The following is a 20,153-nucleotide window of genomic DNA, read 5'->3' on the forward strand; positions in this document are numbered from 1 at the left end:
GCGCCATGGCCAATTCAGCGCGGCCGAGCGGCCGCCGCCATTCAGACGGTCACGCCCTTGGCCGTTTCCGCGTACTCCTCGATCTGGTCGAAGTTCATGTAGCGGTACACGCTGTCGGCGTCCTGGTTGATGATGCCCATCTCGGCGTGGTACTCGGCCACGGTCGGGATGCGGCCCAGCTTGGAGGCGATGGCCGCCAGCTCGGCCGAGGCCAGGAACACATTGGTGTTCTTGCCCAGGCGGTTCGGGAAGTTGCGCGTGCTGGTGGAGACCACCGTCGCGCCCTCACGCACCTGCGCCTGGTTGCCCATGCACAGGCTGCAGCCCGGCATCTCGGTGCGCGCGCCGGCCGTGCCGAAGGCAGCGTAGTGGCCTTCCTTGATGAGCTCGCTCTCATCCATCTTGGTGGGCGGCGCCACCCACAGCTTGACGGGGATGTCGCGCTGGCCGCCGAGCAGCTTGGCCGCGGCACGGAAGTGGCCGATGTTGGTCATGCACGAGCCGATGAAGGCCTCGTCGATCTTGGTGCCCGCCACGTCGGACAACAGCTTGGCGTCGTCCGGGTCGTTGGGGCAGCAGAGCACGGGCTCCTTGAGCTCGTTCAGGTCGATCTCGATGACCGCGGCGTACTCGGCGTCCTTGTCGGCCTCGAGCAGCTGCGGGTTCGCCAGCCACTCCTGCACCTTCTGGATGCGGCGCTCCAGCGTGCGCTTGTCCTGGTAGCCCTCGGCGATCATGTTCTTCATGAGCACGACGTTCGAGTTCAGGTACTCGATCACCGGCTCCTTGTTGAGCTTGATCGTGCAGCCGGCGGCCGAGCGCTCGGCCGAAGCGTCGGACAGCTCGAAAGCCTGTTCCACCTTCAGGTCCGGCAGGCCCTCGATCTCGAGGATGCGGCCCGAGAAGATGTTTTTCTTGCCGGCCTTGGCCACGGTCAGCAGGCCGGCCTTGATGGCGGCGTAGGGAATGGCGTGCACCAGGTCGCGCAGGGTCACGCCCGGCTGCATCTGGCCCTTGAAGCGCACCAGCACCGACTCGGGCATGTCCAGCGGCATCACGCCGGTGGCGGCGCCGAAGGCCACCAGGCCGGAGCCGGCCGGGAAGCTGATGCCGATGGGGAAGCGGGTGTGCGAGTCGCCGCCGGTGCCCACGGTGTCGGGCAGCAGCAGTCGGTTGAGCCAGCTGTGGATCACGCCGTCGCCGGGACGCAGGGCCACGCCGCCGCGGTTGCTGATGAAGGCCGGCAGCTCGCGGTGGGTCTTCACGTCCACCGGCTTGGGATAGGCGGCGGTGTGGCAGAAGGACTGCATCACCATGTCGGCGCTGAAGCCCAGGCAGGCCAGGTCCTTCAGTTCGTCGCGCGTCATGGGGCCGGTGGTGTCCTGGCTGCCCACGGTGGTCATGCGCGGCTCGCAGTAGGTGCCGGGGCGCACGCCCTGGCCTTCGGGCAGGCCGACGGCGCGGCCGACCATCTTCTGCGCCAGCGTGAAGCCGGCCTTGGTGGCCACGGGCGCCTGCGGCAGGCGGAACACGGTGGACGCCGGCAGGCCCAGGAACTCACGCGCCTTGGCGGTGAGGCTGCGGCCGATGATGAGGTTGATGCGGCCGCCGGCGCGCACCTCGTCGAACAGCACGTCGCTCTTGAGCTTGAACTCGGCCACGGTGCTGCCGTTCTTGGTGAGCTTGCCGTCGTAGGGCAGCACCTCGATCACGTCGCCCATCTCCAGTTGGGAGACGTCCACCTCGATCGGCAGCGAGCCCGAGTCTTCCTGCGTGTTGAAGAAGATCGGCGCGATCTTGCCGCCGAGCGTGACACCACCGAAGCGCTTGTTGGGCACGAAGGGGATGTCCTGGCCGGTGGCCCAGATCACCGAGTTGGTGGCCGACTTGCGGCTGGAGCCCGTGCCCACCACGTCGCCCACGTAAGCCACGAGGTGGCCCTTCTTCTTCAGGTCGTCGATGAACTGCATCGGGCCGCGCTTGCCGTCTTCCTCGGGCTTGAAGGCCGCGTCGGGGCGCGTGTTCTTCAGCATCGCCAGGTAGTGCAGCGGGATGTCGGGGCGGCTCCAGGCGTCGGGCGCGGGCGACAGGTCGTCGGTGTTGGTCTCGCCGGGCACCTTGAAGACGGTGACGGTGATGGACTTCGGCACCTCGGGGCGGCTGGTGAACCACTCGGCCTCGGCCCAGCTCTTCATCACCTCCTGCGCCTTGGCGTTGCCGGCCTTGGCCTTGGCCGCGACGTCGTTGAAGTAGTCGAACATCAGCAGCGTCTTTTTCAGGCCGTCGGCGGCCACGGCCGCCACCTCGGCGTCGTCGAGCAGCTCGATCAGCGGGTGCACGTTGTAGCCGCCCACCATGGTGCCCAGCAGCTCGGTGGCCTTGGCTTTGCTCACCAGTCCCACCTTCAGGTCGCCGTGCGCCACGGCGGCCAGGAAGCTGGCCTTGACCTTGGCGGCGTCGTCCACGCCCGGCGGCACGCGGTGGGTGAGCAGGTCCAGCAGGAAGGCGTCTTCACCGGCCGGCGGACTCTTGATCAGCTCGATCAGCTCGGCCACCTGCTGCGCGGACAGCGGCAGCGGCGGGATGCCCAGCGCGGCGCGTTCGGCGGCGTGGGCGCGGTAGTCGGCGAGGAAGTTGGACATCTCAGGTTCTCCGTGGGGACAGGCAAAAAAAGGATCAGGTGAACAGGGCGTGCACGGCCTCGGGCAGGCGGCGGCCGGTGCGCTGCGCGCGCTCCAGCACCTGCCAGAAGTAGCGGTAGCTGGCGCGGTCGTGCAGGCGGCCGGCCACCTGCACGGGGGCCCAGGCCGCGGCGGCGGCGCGCTCGATGACGGTGGCGGCCTCGTCCACCTCGTCGGCGGCGGGCGCGAAGGCCGCGACGATGGGGCGGATCTGGTCGGGGTGGATGCTCCACATGCGGGTGAAGCCGAGTTCGTGCGCGGCGCGGCGCGCGCTGTTTTGCAGCGCCGCGAGGTCCTTGAACTCGGTGACCACGCCGTGCGCGGGCACCTTGCCGTGCGCGTGGCAGGCGCTGGCGATCTCGACCTTGGCGCGCAGCACCAGCGGGTGGCTGAACTGGCCGGCGGAGGTCATGCCGGCCGAGGGAATGGCGCCGCCGTGGGCGGAGACGAAGTCCATCAGGCCGAAACTGAGGCTCTGCAGGCGCGGGTGCGCGGCGATGTCGAAGGCGCGGTGCACGGCCGCGGGCGACTCGATGAGCGCATGCAGCGGCAGCTGCGGTGCGCCGGCGGCGTCGAGCAGCGCGGCGGCGCGGTCGACGTCGGCCACGGTTTCGACCTTGGGCAGCATCACGTGCGCGAGCCGCGTGCCGGCGCGCCCGACGATGTGGGCGACGTCGGCCTCGAAGGCCGGGTGGTCGACCGCGTGCACGCGCACCGCGACGCGGGCGCCGGCGGGAGCCGACAGCGCCAGCTCGGTGACCAGCGCCGCGTGCTCGGCCTCGCCGCCGACCGGAGCGCCGTCCTCGCAGTCGAGGGTGACGTCGAACACGCAGGCGCCGAACTCGGCCGTGAGCTCGGCCTGCAGCGCCAGGCTCTTGCGCATGCGCGCCTCGACGCCGCTGTAGTGGTCACAGACCGGCAGCGCGATGGCGCCGGCCTGGGGCCCGAGCAGAACGTCGCGCGGGCGGCTCATGACGGGCGCTGCGCCACGACGAAGAGGCGCGGGAAGGCCAGCAGCCGTCGACCATCGGCGCGGGTGGGGTAGGCGGCGGCGATGCGGCCCTGGTAGTCGGCCAGGAAGTCCGACCGTTGGGCGGCGTCCAGCGGATCGATGAAAGGCCGCAGTCCCGTGGCGCTGACCCACTCGACGATGGCGGCGGCCGAGTCCATGCGGTGCTGGTAGACCGTGTGCCAGGCGTCCACCCGCTCGGCGTCCCCGGCGAGCAGGTCGTAGTAGGTGGTGATGGGCCGGCGCGGTTCGCGCACGCGGCTGGCGTCGCCGATGGCCGTGGCGAAGCGCGGCTGGGCCGCGGTCTCGCGCATCAGGCGGTGGCTGGGCTCGTCGAGGTTGTCCGGCATCTGCACCGCGAGCACGCCGCCCGGCGCCAGCAGCGCGAACAGGCGGGGAAACAGCGCCTCATGCCCCGGCACCCACTGCAGGGCGGCGTTGGCGTAGATGAGGTCGGGAGCGCCCTCGGGGCGCCAGCTGGCGATGTCGGCCAGGGAAAAGGCCACGCCCGGCAGGCGCTGGCGCGCGCTCTCGAGCATGGCCGGGGAATTGTCGATGCCCGTCACGCGGGCATCGGGGAAACGCTGCACCAGCAGCTCGGTGGAGTTGCCCGGGCCGCAGCCCAGGTCCACCACCCAACGCGGCGTGGCCAGCGGAACGCGCGCCAGCAGCTCGCGCGCGGGACGGGTGCGTTCGTCCTCGTAGCGGCTGTACAGCGCGGGGTTCCAGTCGGCCATCGTGTGCGGAGGGAATTACAGGAGGTGCTTGACGCCGTCCTGCTCGCCCTGCAGCTCGGCCAGGGTCTTGTCGATGCACTTCTGGCTGAATTCGTCGATGGCCAGGCCTTCGACGATCTTGTACTTGCCGCCTTCGGTGGTGACCGGGAAGCCGAACACCACGTCCTTGGGGATGCCGTATTCGCCGTTGGAGGGCACGCCCATGGTGACCCACTGGCCATTGGAGCCCAGGGCCCAGTCGCGCATGTGGTCGATGGCGGCGTTGGCGGCCGAGGCCGCCGAAGACAGGCCGCGCGCTTCGATGATGGCGGCGCCGCGCTTGCCCACGGTGGGCAGGAACACGGTTTCGTTCCAGACCTGGTCGTTGATCAGGTCCTTGACGGCCTTGCCGCCGATGGTGGCGAAGCGGTAGTCGGCGTACATGGTGGGCGAGTGGTTGCCCCACACGGTGAGCTTCTGGATCTCGCCGACCTTGCCACCGGTCTTGGCGGCGATCTGGCTGGCCGCGCGGTTGTGGTCCAGGCGCAGCATGGCGGTGAAGTTCTCGCGCGGCAGGTCCGGCGCGCTCTTCATGGCGATGTAGGCGTTGGTGTTGGCGGGGTTGCCGACCACCAGCACCTTCACGTTGCGGCTGGCCACGGCGTTCAGGGCCTTGCCCTGGGCGGTGAAGATCTGGGCGTTGGCGGCCAGCAGGTCGGCGCGCTCCATGCCGGGGCCACGCGGGCGGGCGCCCACGAGCAGGGCGTAGTCGGTGTCCTTGAAGGCGGTCATCGGGTCGCTGTGGGCTTCCATGCCGGCCAGCAGCGGGAAGGCGCAGTCTTCCAGTTCCATCATCACGCCCTTGAGCGCCTTCTGGGCCTTCTCGTCCGGGATCTCCAGCAGTTGCAGGATCACGGGCTGGTCCTTGCCGAGCATTTCGCCGGAGGCGATGCGAAACAGCAGGGCGTAGCCGATCTGGCCGGCGGCGCCGGTGACGGCGACGCGAACGGGCTTCTTGGTCATGGTGAAGACTCCAGGGATGGGGTTGGAAAGCGTGGCAGCCGCAGGCGCCGGTGCGCGCCAACAAGGCGTGGCGGGCGGGCTGGGCGGGTCGGGTGACGGTCGGCGAGTTTACCCGGGTGAACCCTAGGCGGTCAATTTGTCTTATGTCTTATATAAGATATGATTCGACGCCCCATGTTGGCGCCACCACGCCCTCCCATGGCCACCACGCCCACCTCCCCCGACCCCAGCCCGGACCCCGACGCCCTCGCGCCAGCGTTCAGCCCGCTGTACCAGCAGATCAAAGGGCTGATCCTGCGCAGCCTGCAGGCCGGCGAGTGGAAACCCGGCGACATGATCCCGAGCGAGTTCGACCTCGCGGCGCGTTTTCGCGTCAGCCAGGGCACGGTGCGCAAGGCCATCGACGAGCTCGCCACCGACAACCTGCTGGTGCGCCGCCAGGGCAAGGGCACCTTCGTCGCCACGCACGCCGAGCAGCACATCCAGTTCCGCTTCCTGCGCCTGCTGCCCGACCAGGGCACGCTGGACGACCAGGGCCCGGCCGAGCGCCGCATCATCGACTGCCGCCGCCTGCGCGCGCCCGCCGAGGTGGCGCGCCCGCTGGGCCTGCGCAGCGGCGACGCCGTGCTGCAGGTGCGCCGCGTGCTGGCCTTCGGCGGCACGCCGGCCATCCTGGAGGAAATCTGGCTGCCCGGCGGGCCGTTCAAGGGCCTCACGCTTGACACCCTGGCCAGCGACACCGGCCCGATGTACGCGCTGTTCGAATCGCGCTTCGGCGTGCGCATGGTGCGCGCGGCCGAAAAAATCAAGGCGGTGGCGGCCGACGCCGACGCCGCCCAGCGCCTGAGCGTCCCCGAGGGCCACCCGCTGCTCAGCGTGGAGCGCCTGTCCTACACCTACAACGACACGCCCATGGAACTGCGGCGCGGCCTGTACCGCACCGACGCCCGGCACTACCGCAATGAATTGAGCTGATTCCGCCGCGCACCACCACGGCGCAGTCGGACATAGCCGGCCCGGCATAGTCCATCGCTTGGTGCATTGCAATAGAATTTGCCCGCCCCGGTGACCCCGGTTACCAATGGGTTACATCCCTCTCCCCGCCCGAGAGCCTTCCCCACGAAAGCCCTTCCCATGCCCGAGTTGACCCGCAAGCGGCCTGAGTTCCGCAACATCAACGCGTTCAAGGACCTGACCACCTACCGCCTGCCCGCGGCCGGCTGGGTGTCGATCCTGCACCGCGTCAGCGGCCTGTTGATGTTCCTGCTCCTGCCCCTGATCGTCTGGCTGTTCGACACCTCGGTGTCGTCCGAGATTTCTTTCGAGCGCTTCACCAGCGCCTTCGCCGGCGGCGGCTGGCTGCCGGGCTGGCTGCTCAAGCTCGTGGTGCTGGCGCTCATCTGGGCCTACCTGCACCACTTCATCGCCGGCCTGCGCCACCTCTGGATGGACGTGAGCCACGACGCCGTGAGCAAGCAGTTCGGCAAGACCTCCGCCGTGGTCACCCTGGTGCTGAGCATCGGCCTGACCGTGGTGCTGGGCGCCAAGCTGTTCGGCCTGTACTGATCGCCGGGAGGTCCCACACCATGTCCGTCAACTACGGTTCCAAGCGCGTCGTCACCGGCGCCCACTATGGCGCGCGCGACTGGCTCGCCCAGCGCATCACCGCCGCCCTCATGGCCCTGTTCACCCTCGTGCTGCTGGTGAAGGTGCTGTTCACCAGCGGCCCGCTCGGCTACGACAGCTGGGCCGCGATCTTCGCCGCGCAGTGGATGAAGGCCCTGACCTTCGCCGTCTTCATCGCGCTGGCCTACCACGCCTGGGTCGGCGTGCGCGACATCTGGATGGACTACGTCAAGCCCGCCGGCCTGCGCCTGGTGCTGCACGTGTTCACCCTGGTCTGGCTCCTGGCTTGCCTGGGCTGGGCCGTTCAAGTTCTCTGGAGACTCTGACGCCATGACCGCCTCTGCATCCCTTCTCAAGCGCCAGTTCGACGTCGTCATCGTCGGCGCCGGCGGCTCCGGCATGCGCGCCTCGCTGCAACTGGCGCGCGCCGGCCTCAAGGTGGCCGTGCTGTCCAAGGTCTTCCCCACCCGCTCGCACACCGTGGCCGCGCAAGGCGGCATCGGCGCCTCGCTGGGCAACATGAGCGAGGACAACTGGCACTACCACTTCTACGACACGATCAAGGGCTCCGACTGGCTCGGCGACCAGGACGCGATCGAGTTCATGTGCCGCGAAGCGCCCAAGGTGGTGTACGAGCTCGAGCACATGGGCATGCCGTTCGACCGCAACCCCGACGGCACCATCTACCAGCGCCCCTTCGGCGGCCACACGGCCAACTACGGCGAGAAGGCCGTGCCGCGCGCCTGCGCCGCGGCCGACCGCACCGGCCACGCCATGCTGCACACCCTGTACCAGCAGAACGTGGCCGCTCGCACCACCTTCTTCGTGGAGTGGATGGCGCTTGACCTGGTGCGCGACGCCGAAGGCGACGTGGTGGGCGTGACCGCGCTCGAAATGGAAACGGGCGACGTCTACCTGCTCGAGGCCAAGACCACGCTGCTGGCCACCGGCGGCGCGGGCCGCATCTTCGCGGCCTCCACCAACGCCTTCATCAACACCGGCGACGGCCTGGGCATGGCCGCGCGCGCGGGCATCCCGCTGCAGGATATGGAGTTCTGGCAGTTCCACCCCACCGGCGTGGCCGGCGCGGGCGTGCTGCTGACCGAAGGCTGCCGCGGCGAAGGCGCCTTCCTGGTCAACTCCGAGGGCGAGCGCTTCATGGAGCGCTACGCCCCGACGCTCAAGGACCTGGCGCCGCGCGACTTCGTCTCGCGCTGCATGGACCAGGAAATCAAGGAAGGCCGTGGCTGTGGTCCCAACAAGGACTACGTCATGCTGAACTTCAGCTACCTCAGCGCCGACACCATCCACAAGCGCCTGCCGTCGGTCTATGAGATCGGCGTGAACTTCGCCAACGTGGACATCACGCGCGAGCCGATCCCGGTCGTGCCCACCATCCACTACCAGATGGGCGGTATCCCGACCAACGTCAATGGCCAGGTCGTCGTGCCCGACGGCACGGGCGGCCAAAAGGTGGTCAATGGCCTGTACGCGGTGGGCGAATGCTCCTGCGTGAGCGTGCACGGCGCCAACCGCCTGGGCACCAACTCGCTGCTCGACCTGCTGGTGTTCGGCCGCGCGGCCGGCAACCACATCGTCCAGTACAACGACAAGAACAAGAGCTTCAAGCCCGTGCCCAAGGACGGCGCCGACCTCACGCTGTCGCGCCTGGCCCGCCTGGACGCCACCACCAGTGGCGAGTACGCGCAGGACGTCGCCAACGACATGCGCTCGGCCATGCAGCAGCACGCCGGCGTGTTCCGCACCCAGGCCGGCATGGACGAAGGTGTGCAGAAGATCAACGCCATGCGCGAGCGCGTGGGCAAGATCGAGCTCAAGGACAAGTCCAAGGTCTTCAACACCGCGCGCATCGAAGCGCTGGAAGTGGAAAACCTGATCGAGTGCGCCCAGGCCACCATGACCTCGGCCGCCGCCCGCCGCGAATGCCGCGGCGCGCACACCGTGTACGACTACGAGCGCCCCGCCGACGACGCGCAGTTCCCGCTGGGCCGCAACGACGCCGAGTGGATGAAGCACACCCTGTGGCACAGCGCGGACAACTCGCTGAGCTACAAGCCGGTGAACCTCAAGCCGCTGACCGTCGAATCCGTGCCGCCCAAGGTCCGCACGTTCTGAGCACGCCCCCGGAGAGCCCCACATGCTTCGCACATTCAAGATCTACCGCTACGACCCCGAGAAGGACGCCAAGCCGTACATGCAGACCATCCAGGTCGAATTGGACGGCCACGAGCGCATGCTGCTCGACGCGCTGATGAAGCTCAAGGCCGTGGACCCGTCCATCTCGTTCCGCCGCTCCTGCCGCGAAGGCGTCTGCGGTTCGGACGCGATGAACATCAACGGCAAGAACGGCCTGGCCTGCCTGACCAACATGAACACGCTCAAGGGCGACATCGTGTTGAAGCCCCTGCCCGGCCTGCCGGTGGTGCGCGACCTCATCGTCGACATGACGCTGTTCTTCAAGCAGTACCACAGCATCAAGCCCTACCTGGTCAACGACAGCATCCCCCCGGAGAAGGAGCGCCTGCAGTCGCCCGAGGAGCGCGAGGAGCTCAACGGCCTGTACGAGTGCATCCTGTGCGCGAGCTGCTCCACGAGCTGCCCGAGCTTCTGGTGGAACCCGGACAAGTTCGTCGGCCCGGCCGGCCTGCTGCAGGCCTACCGCTTCATCGCCGACAGCCGCGACCAGGCCACGAGCGAGCGCCTCGACAACCTCGAGGACCCGTACCGCCTGTTCCGCTGCCACACCATCATGAACTGCGTCGATGTCTGCCCCAAGGGCCTGAACCCCACCAAGGCCATCGGCAAGATCAAGGAAATGATGGTGTTGCGCGCCGTCTGAGCGCGCCCGCCGTCCCACCCGCCATGCACGCCACCGCCGCCGTTGACGACCTGCTCGACGAGCGCAGCCTCAGCAAGCTGCGCTGGCGGTGCCGCCGTGGACTGCTCGAGAACGACCTGTTCATCGAGCGCTTTTTCGCCCGCCATGCCCACCGGCTGACGGTGCGACAGGCCGATGCCTTGGGCCAGCTGATGGAGCTGTCGGACAACGACCTGCTCGATCTGCTGCTCGGCCGCAAGCCCCCCGAAGGGGCCATCGACCGCGACGACGTGACGCAAGTGCTTGCCTTGCTGCGCGCCGCCCGCTCCACTCCATCACCCGAGGAATCTGCATGAAACTCGTCGACAACAAAGCCACCCTGACGTTCTCCAACGGCAGCCCCAGCGTCGAACTGCCGGTCTACGGCGGCAGCATCGGCCCGGACGTCATCGACATCCGCAAGCTGTACGCGCAGACGGGCATGTTCACGTATGACCCGGGTTTCCTGTCCACCGCCTCGTGCCAGTCGGCCATCACCTACATCGACGGCGACAAGGGCGAGCTGCTGTACCGCGGCTACCCCATCGAGCAGCTCGCCACCCACTGCGACTACCTCGACGTCTGCTTCCTGCTGCTCAACGGCGAGCTGCCCGACGACAAGCAGCGCACCGACTTCCACAAGCTCGTGACCAACCACACCATGGTCAACGAGCAGATGCAGTTCTTCCTGCGCGGCTTCCGCCGCGACGCCCACCCCATGGCCGTGCTCACGGGCCTGGTGGGCGGCCTGTCGGCCTTCTATCACGACAGCACCGACATCAACAACCCGCAGCACCGCGAGATCGCGGCCATCCGCCTGATCGCCAAGATGCCCACGCTGGTGGCCATGGCCTACAAGTACGGCGTCGGCCAGCCCTACATGTACCCGCGCAACGAGCTGTCCTACGCCGGCAACTTCCTGCGCATGATGTTCGGCGTGCCCTGCGAGGACTACAAGGTCAACCCGGTGCTCGAGCGCGCGCTCGACCGCATCTTCATCCTGCACGCCGACCACGAGCAGAACGCCTCCACCTCCACCGTGCGCCTGTGCGGCTCCTCGGGCACCAACCCGTTCGCCGCCATCGCGGCCGGCGTGGCCTGCCTCTGGGGCCCCGCCCACGGCGGCGCCAACGAGGCCTGCCTGAACATGCTGGAAGACATCCAGCGCAACGGCGGCGTGGCCAAGGTTGGCGAGTTCATGGAGAAGGTCAAGGACAAGAACTCCGGCGTCAAGCTCATGGGCTTTGGTCACCGCGTGTACAAGAACTACGACCCGCGCGCCAAGCTGATGCAGGAAACCTGCAACGAGGTGCTGGAAGAGCTGGGCCTGGGCAACGACCCGCTGTTCAAGCTGGCCAAGCAGCTGGAAAAGATCGCCCTGGAAGACGACTACTTCGTGCAGCGCAAGCTCTACCCCAACGTGGACTTCTACTCGGGCATCGTGCAGCGCGCCATCGGCATTCCGGTCAACCTGTTCACCGGCATCTTCGCGCTGGCCCGCACCGTGGGCTGGATCGCCCAGCTCAACGAAATGATCAGCGACCCCGAGTACAAGATCGGCCGCCCGCGCCAGCTGTTCACCGGCTCGCCGCGCCGCGACGTGCCCGGCGCCAAGAAGTGACGCGGCCCCCGCGCCCCTTCACCTGACCCTGCGCCCGCCGCGGCATCCAGCCGCGGCGGGCGTCTTTTTTCGCTCCGACGCCTAAAATGTTTGCCCGGCCCACAGAGGCCCTGTGAGACAAGCCATGGGACGCACGCTCTACGACAAGATCTGGGACGAACACGTCGTCCACACCGAGGAAGACGGCACCGCCGTCCTCTACATCGACCGCCACCTCGTGCACGAGGTGACCAGTCCGCAGGCCTACGAAGGCCTGCGCCAGGCCGGCCGCAAGGTCTGGCGCGTGAGCTCGGTCGTCGCCACGGCCGACCACAACACGCCCACCACCGGCTGGGAGCGCGGCTATGCCGGCATCGCCGACCCGATCAGCAAGGAACAGATCACCACGCTGGACGCCAACATCGCCGAATTCGGCGCCGCGGCCTTCTTCCCCTTCCTGTCGCAGCGGCAAGGCATCGTGCACGTGATCGGCCCCGAGAACGGCGCCACCCTGCCCGGCATGACGGTCGTCTGCGGCGACTCGCACACCAGCACGCACGGCGCCTTCGGCGCGCTGGCGCACGGCATCGGCACCAGCGAGGTCGAGCACGTGCTGGCCACGCAGACACTGCTGGCCAAGAAGGCCAAGAACCTGCTCATCAAGGTGGAAGGCCAGCTGGCCAAGGGCGTCACCGCCAAGGACATTGTGCTGGCCATCATCGGCCGCATCGGCACCGCGGGCGGCACGGGCTACACCATCGAGTTCGCCGGCAGCGCCATCCGCGCGCTGTCGATGGAAGGCCGCATGACCGTGTGCAACATGGCCATCGAGGCCGGCGCGCGCGCCGGCCTGGTGGCGGTGGACGACAAGACCATCGAGTACCTCAAGGGCCGCCCGCTCTCGCCCAATGGCGTGGAATGGGACCAGGCCGTCGCCTACTGGCGCGGCCTGCACTCCGACCCCGACGCAACGTTCGACTCCGTGGTCGAACTCGACGCCGCGAAGATCGTGCCTCAGGTCACCTGGGGCACCTCGCCCGAAATGGTGCTGGGCATCGACGCCCGCGTGCCCGACCCCGACAAGGAAAAGGACGCCAGCAAGCGCGGCGCCATCGAGCGCGCGCTGCAGTACATGGGTCTGGAGCCCGGCAAGCCCCTGAACGACATCTTCGTCGACAAGGTGTTCATCGGCTCGTGCACCAACAGCCGCATCGAGGACATGCGCGAGGCCGCGGCCATGGTCAAGAAGCTGGGCCAGAAGGTCGCCAAGAACGTGCGCCTGGCGATGGTGGTGCCGGGTTCCGGCCTGGTGAAGGCCCAGGCCGAGCGCGAAGGCCTGCACGAGATCTTCAAGGCCGCCGGCTTCGAGTGGCGCGAGCCAGGCTGCAGCATGTGCCTGGCCATGAACGCCGACCGCCTGGAGCCCGGCGAGCGCTGCGCCTCCACCAGCAACCGCAACTTCGAAGGCCGCCAGGGCGCTGGTGGTCGCACCCACCTCGTGTCGCCGGCCATGGCGGCCGCGGCCGCGGTGCACGGCCATTTCGTGGACGTGCGCACCCTCGCCTGACCCACCGCAACTTCAGGAGACCCGCATGAAATCCCCTCTCTGGATGGTCACCACGCTGACGCTGTCGCTCTCGCTGGCGGCGTGCAACACCTGGCAGGGCGTCAAGGCAGACGCCAAGGAAGCCGGCCAAGCGACCGGACGCGGCATTGAGAAAGCCGGTCAGGCCACGGGCCGCGGCATCGAAAAGGCCGGCGAAAAAATCCAGGACATCTCCAAGTAAGCGCCCTCGACATGCAGAAGTTCACCCTCCACAAGGGGCTGGTCGCCCCGATGGACCGCGAGAACGTCGACACCGACGCGATCATCCCCAAGCAGTTCCTCAAGTCGATCCGCAAGACGGGCTTCGGCCCCAACCTGTTCGATGAGTGGCGCTACCTCGACAAGGGCGAGCCCGGCCAGGACCCGGCCGTGCGCAAGCCCAACCCCGACTTCGTGCTCAACCAGCCGCGCTACGCGGGCGCTTCGGTGCTGTTGGCGCGCAAGAACTTCGGCTGCGGCTCCAGCCGCGAGCACGCGCCCTGGGCCATCGACCAGTACGGCTTTCGCGCACTGATCGCACCCAGCTACGCCGACATCTTCTTCAACAACTGCTTCAAGAACGGCCTGCTGCCCATCGTGCTGCCCGAGGCCACGGTCGCGCGCCTGTTCGACGAAGTCGCCGCCTTCCCCGGCTACGAACTCACGATCGACCTGGAGCGCCAGGTGGTCGTGGAGCCCAATGGCCAGGAAATCCCGTTCGAGGTGCAGCCCTTTCGCAAGTACTGCCTGCTCAACGGCCTGGACGACATCGGCCTGACCTTGCGCCACAAGGACAAGATCGCCGCCTACGAAGCGCAGCGCCTGGCCACCAAGCCCTGGCTGGCCCACACCCTCAACGGCTGACCCCTGATCCATGAAAATCGCAGTTCTCCCCGGTGACGGCATCGGCACCGAAATCGTCGCCGAAGCGGTGAAGGTCCTCCAGGCGCTCGACCTCTCCTTCGAAATGGAAACCGCCCTGGTCGGCGGCGCGGCCTATGAAGCCCATGGCCACCCGCTGCCCGAGGCCACGCTGCAACTGGCGCAGCAGGCCGACGCCGTGCTGTTCGGCGCCGTGGGCGACTGGAAGTACGACAAGCTCGACCGCCCGCTGCGCCCCGAGCAGGCCATCCTGGGCCTGCGCAAGCACCTGGGCCTGTTCGCCAACTTCCGCCCCGCCATCTGCTACCCCGAACTCGTGGGCGCCTCCACGCTCAAGCCCGAGGTCATCTCCGGGCTGGACATCCTCATCATCCGCGAGCTCACCGGCGACATCTATTTCGGCCAGCCGCGGGGCCGCCGCACTGCGGTCGACGGCCACTTCCCGGGTGCCGACGAAGCCTTCGACACCATGCGCTACAGCAGGCCGGAGATCGAGCGCATCGCGCACGTCGCCTTCCAGGCCGCGCGCAAGCGCCACAAGAAGGTCACCAGCGTCGACAAAGCCAACGTGCTCGAAACCTTCCAGTTCTGGAAGGACGTGGTCACCGAGGTTCATGCCCAGTACCCCGACGTGGAACTGGAGCACATGTACGTGGACAACGCCGCCATGCAGCTGGTGCGCGCGCCCAAGAAGTTCGACGTGGTCGTCACCGGCAACATGTTCGGCGACATCCTGTCCGACGAAGCCTCCATGCTCACCGGCTCCATCGGCATGCTGCCCTCGGCCAGCCTGAACGCGAAGAACCAGGGCCTGTACGAGCCCAGCCACGGCAGCGCGCCCGACATCGCGGGCCAGGGCGTGGCCAATCCGCTGGCCACCATCCTGAGCGCGGCCATGATGCTGCGCTTCAGCCTGAACCAGCCCGAGGCCGCCGACCGCATCGAGACCGCCGTGAAGGCGGTGCTCGCCCAGGGACTGCGCACGCCCGACATCCACAGCGACGGCACCACCCGTGTCGGCACCGCCGAGATGGGCGCCGCTGTGGTGAAGGCGCTGCGCTGAAGCGCGCCGGGGCCTTGCGCACCCGGCGATCCACTACAATCGCGCTCCATGTTTGCCGCCCGCCCGTTCGCCTTGAACATCGCATCCGCCGCCACGGCGGGTGTGGCCGTGCGCGCAATCTCCACCAAAACCACGACCATTAAGGGCTGATCCAGCCTGGTTCGTCGTGCGCCCTTCCCGGCCAGACGAGCCGGGCAAGTCGGTCTGGTCTGGACCCGATGACTTCAACGAAAGGGCGTATCTCAATGAGCAAGTTGGTTGGACTGGTTGGCTGGCGCGGCATGGTCGGGTCGGTCCTGATGGATCGCATGGTCGAGGAAAAAGACTTCGACCTGATCGAGCCCTTGTTCTTCTCCACCTCCAACGCGGGCGGCCAGGCCCCCGCGATGGCGAAGAACGAGAACAAGCTGCAGGACGCGAACGACATCCAGGCGCTCAAGCGCTGCGACATCGTCATCACCTGCCAGGGCGGCGACTACACGAACGAGGTTTATCCCCAGCTGCGCGCCGCCGGCTGGAAGGGCCATTGGATCGACGCCGCCTCCAGCCTGCGCATGAAGGACGACGCCGTGATCGTCCTCGACCCCGTCAACCTGTCGGTCATCCAGAACGCGCTCGCCAAGGGCGGGCGCGACTGGATCGGCGGCAACTGCACCGTGAGCTGCATGCTCATGGGCGTGGGCGCCCTCTACAAAGCCGGCCTGGTCGAGTGGATGAGCACCCAGACCTACCAGGCCGCCAGCGGCGGTGGCGCGCAGCACATGCGCGAGCTGCTCACGCAATACGGCACGCTCAACGCCGAGGTGAAGGCCCTGCTGGACGACCCCAAGAGCGCCATCCTCGAAATCGACCGCAAGGTCATCGCCAAGCAGCGCTCCCTCAGCGGCGCCGAGGTGGCCAACTTCGGCGTGCCCCTGGGCGGCTCGCTGATCCCCTGGATCGACAAGGACCTGGGCAACGGCATGTCCAAGGAAGAATGGAAGGGCATGGCCGAGACCAACAAGATCCTCGGCCAGGGCGAGGGCTTCGGTACCCCGGCCACGCCCGTGGACGGTTTCTGCGTGCGCGTCGGTGCCATGCGCTGCCACTCGCAGGCCCTGACCTTCAAGCTGAAGAAGGACGTGCCGCTGGCCGACATCGAGGCCATGATCGCGGCCGACAACGCCTGGGTGAAGGTGGTGCCCAACACCAAGGAAGACACCCTGCGCGACCTCACGCCCGTGGCCGTGACGGGCACCATGACCATTCCCGTGGGCCGCCTGCGCAAGATGGCGATGGGCCCGGAATACCTCGGCGCTTTCACCATCGGCGACCAGCTGCTCTGGGGCGCCGCGGAGCCGCTGCGCCGCATGCTGCGGATTCTGCTGCAGGCCTGAGCAGGGCCTCGGCCAGGCCTAGCGCCCCCTGGTCTCGTTGCACACCCGCAACGAGACCGGAGGGGCTCAGCGGGACGAACGGTAGGCTCACAAACTCAAGCGGATTCTCAGCTTGTAACCGTAATCCGTTGATGCTATGGTCATTTCTCGGTTTTTCCCATCGAGGTTCCAGTGCCATCCCACACCCGACACACCCCATTGCCCTTGACCTCGTCCGTGTCGGACCGCACAAGTCGGCGTGGCCTGGCCAACCTGCACGCCATCGCAGCCGCCGCGCTGGTCACCACGCTGGTGTTCAGCGCCCACGACGCCCAGGCACTGGCCCTCGGACGGGTCTCGGTGCAATCGGCCCTCGGCGAGCCCTTGCGCGCCGAGATCGACGTCCCTGAAATCAATGCCAACGAGGCGTCCAGCCTGCGCGTGACGCTCGCCCCCGGCGCCACCTACCGCGCCGCCGGCGTGGACGTGAACCCGGCCCTCAACGGCCTCGAAATCACCCTGCAGCGCCGCGCCGACGGCCGCGCCTACCTGCGCCTGCGCGGCCCGAACGCCGTCAACGAGCCCTTCGTCGACCTGATCCTCGAAGCCAACTGGGCCACCGGCCGCGTGGTGCGCGACTACACCCTGCTGTTCGACCCGCCGAACCTGCGTGCGTCGACGCCGCAGCCGGCGCCCATCGCACCACGCGCCAGCGCGCCGGCCCCGACGGCGCCCGCCCCTTCGGCCGCGGCACCCGCGCCCGTGCCTGCGCCCGCAGCTTCGGCGCCGGCCCCCGTGGCCAGCGCGCCGCGCCCGGCGCCCGCGCCTGCCGCCGCACCGGCCAGCGCCGCGCCGCGCCAGGTCACGGTACGGCGCGGCGACACGGCCGGCGCCATCGCCCAGGCCCACCGCCCGGCGAACGTCTCGCTCGACCAGATGCTGGTCGCCATGCTGCAGGCCAACCCCAGCGCCTTCATCGACAACAACGTCAACCGCGTCCGCGCGGGCGCCGTCATCGACCTGCCCTCGCAGGCCAGCGCCTCGGCCATCGACGCCGGTGAAGCCCGACAGACCATCGCCGCGCAAAGCCGCGACTTCGACGAGTACCGCCGTCGCCTGGCCGGCGCCGCCCCCGCCGCCCGGGTCGACACCGCCCAGCGCGAGGCCACTGGCCGCGTGCAAAGCGAGGTGCAGGACCGGAGCGCCCCGGCGCCGTCCAGCGACCGCCTGACGCTGAGCCGCCCCTCGGGCAGCACACCGGGCACCAGCAGCGAAGCCCAGATCGCGCAGCAGCGCCAGTCGTCCGACGCGGCCCAGCGCAGCGCCGAACTGCAACGCAACATCGAAGAGCTCGCCAAGCTTGGCGACCAGGCCAAGGCCCCTGCGGCGCCCGCTGCCCCCGCAGCGGCCCCCACCCCGGCGCCGGCGCCCGCCGCCGCTTCGCCCGCGCCGGCGGCACCCACCACCCCGGCCACGGCACCGGCCGCCGAGGCCCCTGCGCCCAGCACTGCCCCCGCGCCAGCCGCCGAAGCACCGGCCACGCCTGCACCCGCTCCCGCGCCGGCGCAAGCCACGGCCCCGGCGCCCGCGCCGGCCCCTGCCGTGAAGGTCCCGAGCCCGCCCGCCGTGCCGGCGCCCGCCGCCGATGAACCCAGCTTCCTCAGCAGCCTCACCGAGAACCCCCTGCTCCTGCCCGTGGTGGGCGGCGTGCTGGCGCTGCTGGCCGGCCTCGGTCTGTGGCGCGTGCGGCAGCGAAAGGCCAACGCCAACGTCGACAGCTCCTTCCTGGAAAGCCGCCTGCAGCCCGACTCCTTCTTCGGCTCCAGCGGCGGCCAGCGCATCGACACCGCCGAGGCCATGGCCTCGGGCTCGTCCATGGTCTATTCGCCCAGCCAGCTCGACGCCGCCGGCGACGTGGACCCGGTGGCCGAGGCCGACGTGTACCTCGCCTATGGCCGCGACCTGCAGGCCGAGGAAATCCTCAAGGAGGCCATGCGCAGCACCCCCACGCGCGTCGCCATTCACACCAAGCTGCTGGAGATCTACGCCAAGCGCCGCGACGCCCGCGCCTTCGAGGTGGTGGCGAGCGAGGCCTTCGGCCTCACGCAGGGCGAAGGCCCCGAGTGGGAGCGTGCCTGCGAACTCGGCCGCGAACTCGACCCCACCAACCCGCTCTACCACCCCGGCGGCAAGCCCTTGGCCAAAGCCGGCGCCGCCGCCGCCACCCTGGCCGGCGGGCTGCACGCCTTCAGTCCCAGCACGGTCAACCTCGATTCACAGGCCTCCACGGGCGCCGGTCCGCTGGACCTGGACCTCGATCTGCCCATGGACGACGCCCCGCCGTCCCGCCCGGCACCGGCCGAGCACCCCGACATGGTCGCCATGTCGGACCTGGACGACCTCGACGCCACCGACGCCCTCACCGCGCCCTCGGTGCAGCCCGCCAGTGCCGCGTCCTCGCACGCGATGGACTTCGATCTCGACCTGCCTTCGCCCGCCCACGAGACCGAGCGCTCGGCCACCACGCCGGCCGACATCGAGGTGCCCAGCCTGCGCGGCGCGCCCGACAGCATCAGCGCCCCCGGCTTCGACCTGGACCTGGCCAATGCCGCGGCACCCGCCCCCGCGCCCGCCGGCAACCTGATGGACTTCAACCTCGACGGGCTCAATCTCGACCTCGACAGCGGCCACAAGGAGCCCGTGACCATGGCACCCGCGGGCGAGCTCACGGAAGAAAACCCCCTGGAGACCAAGCTTTCGCTGGCCGAGGAATTCCGCGCCATTGGCGACTTCGAAGGCGCGCGCTCGCTCGCCGAGGAAGTGCTGGCCGAAGCGTCCGGCCCGCTCAAGGCCAAGGCCAGCACCTTCCTGGCCGACCTGACGACCTGACGCCATCGCTTGACCGACACCCCTGCCGATCCCGCCGCCACGCCCAGCCCGATGCCCCGCATCGCGCTGGGCGTGAGCTTTAACGGCCGCGCCTACGACGGCTGGCAGAGCCAGCCCAGCGGCAACACCGTCCAGGACAAGTTGGAGGCGGCGCTCAGCCAGTTCTGTGCCCTGCCCGCCGTGAGCACCCTGTGCGCGGGCCGCACCGACACCGGCGTGCACGGGCTCATGCAGGTGGTGCACTTCGACACCCCCCTGCAGCGCGACGAATACGCCTGGGTGCGAGGCACCAACAGCTTCCTGCCCCCCGACATCGCCGTGCAATGGGCGCGGGAAGTGCCCGCGGCCTTCCACGCCCGCGCCAGCGCCATCGCGCGGCGCTACGCCTACGTGCTGCTCGAATCGCCTGTGCGGCCCAGCGTGGAGCAAGGCCAGGTCGGCTGGGTGTTCCGGCCGCTCAGCCTCGACGCGATGCGCCAGGCCGCCGCCTCGCTCATCGGCGAGCACGACTTCACTTCTTTCCGCGCCTCGCAATGCCAGGCGCACACGCCGGTGAAGGCGCTGCGGCGCATCGACATCACCCGGCGCGGTGCCTACTGGCGCTTCGAGTTCGAGGCCAACGCCTTCCTGCACCACATGATCCGCAACATCATGGGCTGCCTCATCGCCATTGGCAGCGGCAACCGCCCGCCCGGGTGGATGGCCGAGGTGCTGGCCGCCCGCAGCCGCGACGCCGCGGCGCCCACCTTCTCCCCCGACGGCTTGTACTTTCTCGGCCCGGTCTACGATGCCGCCTGGGGCCTGCCCGAGCGCACGCCGGCCTTCGACTGGCTGCCCTAGCCCTTC

At 68.9% G+C, this 20,153-nt stretch carries 18 protein-coding genes; 14 read left to right on the forward strand and 4 right to left on the reverse strand.

The features are described from left to right. Positions 1 to 41 precede the first annotated feature (41 nt). Genes acnB through BGO22_RS19420 form a run of 4 tightly spaced genes read right to left on the reverse strand, consistent with a single transcriptional unit; the run spans position 42 to position 5,429 of the window. A complete protein-coding gene (acnB, locus tag BGO22_RS19405) occupies positions 42 to 2,642 on the reverse strand; it encodes a bifunctional aconitate hydratase 2/2-methylisocitrate dehydratase (RefSeq protein WP_070397555.1) in 2,601 nt (866 codons plus the stop codon). A 34-nt stretch (positions 2,643 to 2,676) separates the two neighbouring features. Further along, positions 2,677 to 3,654: an HpcH/HpaI aldolase/citrate lyase family protein gene (locus BGO22_RS19410; protein ID WP_070397554.1), complete on the reverse strand. Its 978-nt coding sequence runs from the start codon at positions 3,652 to 3,654 to the stop codon at positions 2,677 to 2,679. Continuing rightward, positions 3,651 to 4,427 (reverse strand): trans-aconitate 2-methyltransferase, encoded by a 777-nt coding sequence (tam, locus tag BGO22_RS19415; protein WP_070397553.1) that lies wholly within the window; start codon positions 4,425 to 4,427, stop codon positions 3,651 to 3,653. The genes BGO22_RS19410 and tam overlap by 4 nt, the downstream gene beginning before the upstream one ends. A 15-nt stretch (positions 4,428 to 4,442) precedes the next feature. After that, the gene (locus BGO22_RS19420; RefSeq protein ID WP_070397552.1) at positions 4,443 to 5,429 is read right to left on the reverse strand and encodes a malate dehydrogenase; all 987 of its coding nucleotides are present in this window, start codon (positions 5,427 to 5,429) and stop codon (positions 4,443 to 4,445) included. A 198-nt stretch (positions 5,430 to 5,627) separates the two neighbouring features. Here BGO22_RS19420 and BGO22_RS19425 point away from each other — a divergent pair, with 198 nt between their 5' ends. From BGO22_RS19425 to truA, 14 genes are all read left to right on the forward strand, one after another. Continuing rightward, positions 5,628 to 6,404, forward strand: a complete 777-nt coding sequence (locus BGO22_RS19425; protein WP_070397551.1) for a GntR family transcriptional regulator — start codon at positions 5,628 to 5,630, stop codon at positions 6,402 to 6,404. 159 nt (positions 6,405 to 6,563) lie between these two features. Next, the gene (gene sdhC, locus BGO22_RS19430; RefSeq protein WP_070397550.1) at positions 6,564 to 6,995 is read left to right on the forward strand and encodes a succinate dehydrogenase, cytochrome b556 subunit; all 432 of its coding nucleotides are present in this window, start codon (positions 6,564 to 6,566) and stop codon (positions 6,993 to 6,995) included. 20 nt (positions 6,996 to 7,015) lie between these two features. After that, entirely contained in the window at positions 7,016 to 7,381 is a 366-nt protein-coding gene (gene sdhD / locus BGO22_RS19435) for a succinate dehydrogenase, hydrophobic membrane anchor protein (protein ID WP_070397549.1), read from the forward strand. A 4-nt stretch (positions 7,382 to 7,385) separates the two neighbouring features. Beyond that, entirely contained in the window at positions 7,386 to 9,191 is a 1,806-nt protein-coding gene (gene sdhA, locus BGO22_RS19440; protein WP_070397548.1) for a succinate dehydrogenase flavoprotein subunit, read from the forward strand. Between the two features lie 22 nt (positions 9,192 to 9,213). After that, a complete protein-coding gene (locus tag BGO22_RS19445) occupies positions 9,214 to 9,915 on the forward strand; it encodes a succinate dehydrogenase iron-sulfur subunit (RefSeq protein WP_009518810.1) in 702 nt (233 codons plus the stop codon). 23 nt (positions 9,916 to 9,938) lie between these two features. After that, entirely contained in the window at positions 9,939 to 10,250 is a 312-nt protein-coding gene (locus BGO22_RS19450; protein ID WP_070397547.1) for an FAD assembly factor SdhE, read from the forward strand. Further along, positions 10,247 to 11,554: a citrate synthase gene (locus BGO22_RS19455; protein WP_070397546.1), complete on the forward strand. Its 1,308-nt coding sequence runs from the start codon at positions 10,247 to 10,249 to the stop codon at positions 11,552 to 11,554. The genes BGO22_RS19450 and BGO22_RS19455 overlap by 4 nt, the downstream gene beginning before the upstream one ends. A 124-nt stretch (positions 11,555 to 11,678) precedes the next feature. Then, positions 11,679 to 13,100: a 3-isopropylmalate dehydratase large subunit gene (gene leuC, locus BGO22_RS19460; RefSeq protein WP_070397545.1), complete on the forward strand. Its 1,422-nt coding sequence runs from the start codon at positions 11,679 to 11,681 to the stop codon at positions 13,098 to 13,100. Positions 13,101 to 13,125: 25 nt separating this feature from the next. Continuing rightward, positions 13,126 to 13,320 (forward strand): entericidin EcnAB, encoded by a 195-nt coding sequence (locus BGO22_RS19465; protein ID WP_070397544.1) that lies wholly within the window; start codon positions 13,126 to 13,128, stop codon positions 13,318 to 13,320. Between the two features lie 11 nt (positions 13,321 to 13,331). Beyond that, positions 13,332 to 13,982 (forward strand): 3-isopropylmalate dehydratase small subunit, encoded by a 651-nt coding sequence (leuD, locus tag BGO22_RS19470; RefSeq protein WP_070397543.1) that lies wholly within the window; start codon positions 13,332 to 13,334, stop codon positions 13,980 to 13,982. 10 nt (positions 13,983 to 13,992) lie between these two features. Then, positions 13,993 to 15,063 carry a 3-isopropylmalate dehydrogenase gene (leuB, locus tag BGO22_RS19475; RefSeq protein ID WP_070397542.1) on the forward strand — a complete coding sequence of 357 codons (1,071 nt, stop codon included), beginning with the start codon at positions 13,993 to 13,995 and terminating at the stop codon, positions 15,061 to 15,063. Between the two features lie 245 nt (positions 15,064 to 15,308). Beyond that, positions 15,309 to 16,439, forward strand: coding sequence for an aspartate-semialdehyde dehydrogenase (gene asd / locus BGO22_RS19480; RefSeq protein ID WP_070397541.1), 1,131 nt, complete (start codon positions 15,309 to 15,311; stop codon positions 16,437 to 16,439). Between the two features lie 204 nt (positions 16,440 to 16,643). Next, entirely contained in the window at positions 16,644 to 19,307 is a 2,664-nt protein-coding gene (locus BGO22_RS19485; protein ID WP_254668101.1) for a FimV/HubP family polar landmark protein, read from the forward strand. 51 nt (positions 19,308 to 19,358) lie between these two features. Then, entirely contained in the window at positions 19,359 to 20,147 is a 789-nt protein-coding gene (gene truA, locus BGO22_RS19490) for a tRNA pseudouridine(38-40) synthase TruA (RefSeq protein WP_070397540.1), read from the forward strand. Positions 20,148 to 20,153: the final 6 nt, after the last annotated feature.

It is taken from the genome of Hydrogenophaga sp. 70-12 (assembly GCF_001897365.1).
In the GTDB taxonomy this organism is placed as follows: domain Bacteria; phylum Pseudomonadota; class Gammaproteobacteria; order Burkholderiales; family Burkholderiaceae_C; genus Hydrogenophaga; species Hydrogenophaga borbori.

What these genes read in the sequence shown, in the direction of transcription:
- BGO22_RS19420 (WP_070397552.1), bottom strand. Translation starts at nt 5,429, where the DNA reads ATGACCAAGAAGCCCGTTCGCGTCGCCGTCACCGGCGCCGCCGGCCAG.
- BGO22_RS19425 (WP_070397551.1), top strand. Translation starts at nt 5,628, where the DNA reads ATGGCCACCACGCCCACCTCCCCCGACCCCAGCCCGGACCCCGACGCC.
- asd (WP_070397541.1), top strand. Translation starts at nt 15,309, where the DNA reads ATGAGCAAGTTGGTTGGACTGGTTGGCTGGCGCGGCATGGTCGGGTCG.
- BGO22_RS19410 (WP_070397554.1), bottom strand. Translation starts at nt 3,654, where the DNA reads ATGAGCCGCCCGCGCGACGTTCTGCTCGGGCCCCAGGCCGGCGCCATC.
- truA (WP_070397540.1), top strand. Translation starts at nt 19,359, where the DNA reads ATGCCCCGCATCGCGCTGGGCGTGAGCTTTAACGGCCGCGCCTACGAC.
- leuB (WP_070397542.1), top strand. Translation starts at nt 13,993, where the DNA reads ATGAAAATCGCAGTTCTCCCCGGTGACGGCATCGGCACCGAAATCGTC.
- sdhC (WP_070397550.1), top strand. Translation starts at nt 6,564, where the DNA reads ATGCCCGAGTTGACCCGCAAGCGGCCTGAGTTCCGCAACATCAACGCG.
- sdhD (WP_070397549.1), top strand. Translation starts at nt 7,016, where the DNA reads ATGTCCGTCAACTACGGTTCCAAGCGCGTCGTCACCGGCGCCCACTAT.
- BGO22_RS19450 (WP_070397547.1), top strand. Translation starts at nt 9,939, where the DNA reads ATGCACGCCACCGCCGCCGTTGACGACCTGCTCGACGAGCGCAGCCTC.
- BGO22_RS19465 (WP_070397544.1), top strand. Translation starts at nt 13,126, where the DNA reads ATGAAATCCCCTCTCTGGATGGTCACCACGCTGACGCTGTCGCTCTCG.
- BGO22_RS19445 (WP_009518810.1), top strand. Translation starts at nt 9,214, where the DNA reads ATGCTTCGCACATTCAAGATCTACCGCTACGACCCCGAGAAGGACGCC.
- BGO22_RS19455 (WP_070397546.1), top strand. Translation starts at nt 10,247, where the DNA reads ATGAAACTCGTCGACAACAAAGCCACCCTGACGTTCTCCAACGGCAGC.
- acnB (WP_070397555.1), bottom strand. Translation starts at nt 2,642, where the DNA reads ATGTCCAACTTCCTCGCCGACTACCGCGCCCACGCCGCCGAACGCGCC.
- sdhA (WP_070397548.1), top strand. Translation starts at nt 7,386, where the DNA reads ATGACCGCCTCTGCATCCCTTCTCAAGCGCCAGTTCGACGTCGTCATC.
- leuC (WP_070397545.1), top strand. Translation starts at nt 11,679, where the DNA reads ATGGGACGCACGCTCTACGACAAGATCTGGGACGAACACGTCGTCCAC.
- leuD (WP_070397543.1), top strand. Translation starts at nt 13,332, where the DNA reads ATGCAGAAGTTCACCCTCCACAAGGGGCTGGTCGCCCCGATGGACCGC.
- tam (WP_070397553.1), bottom strand. Translation starts at nt 4,427, where the DNA reads ATGGCCGACTGGAACCCCGCGCTGTACAGCCGCTACGAGGACGAACGC.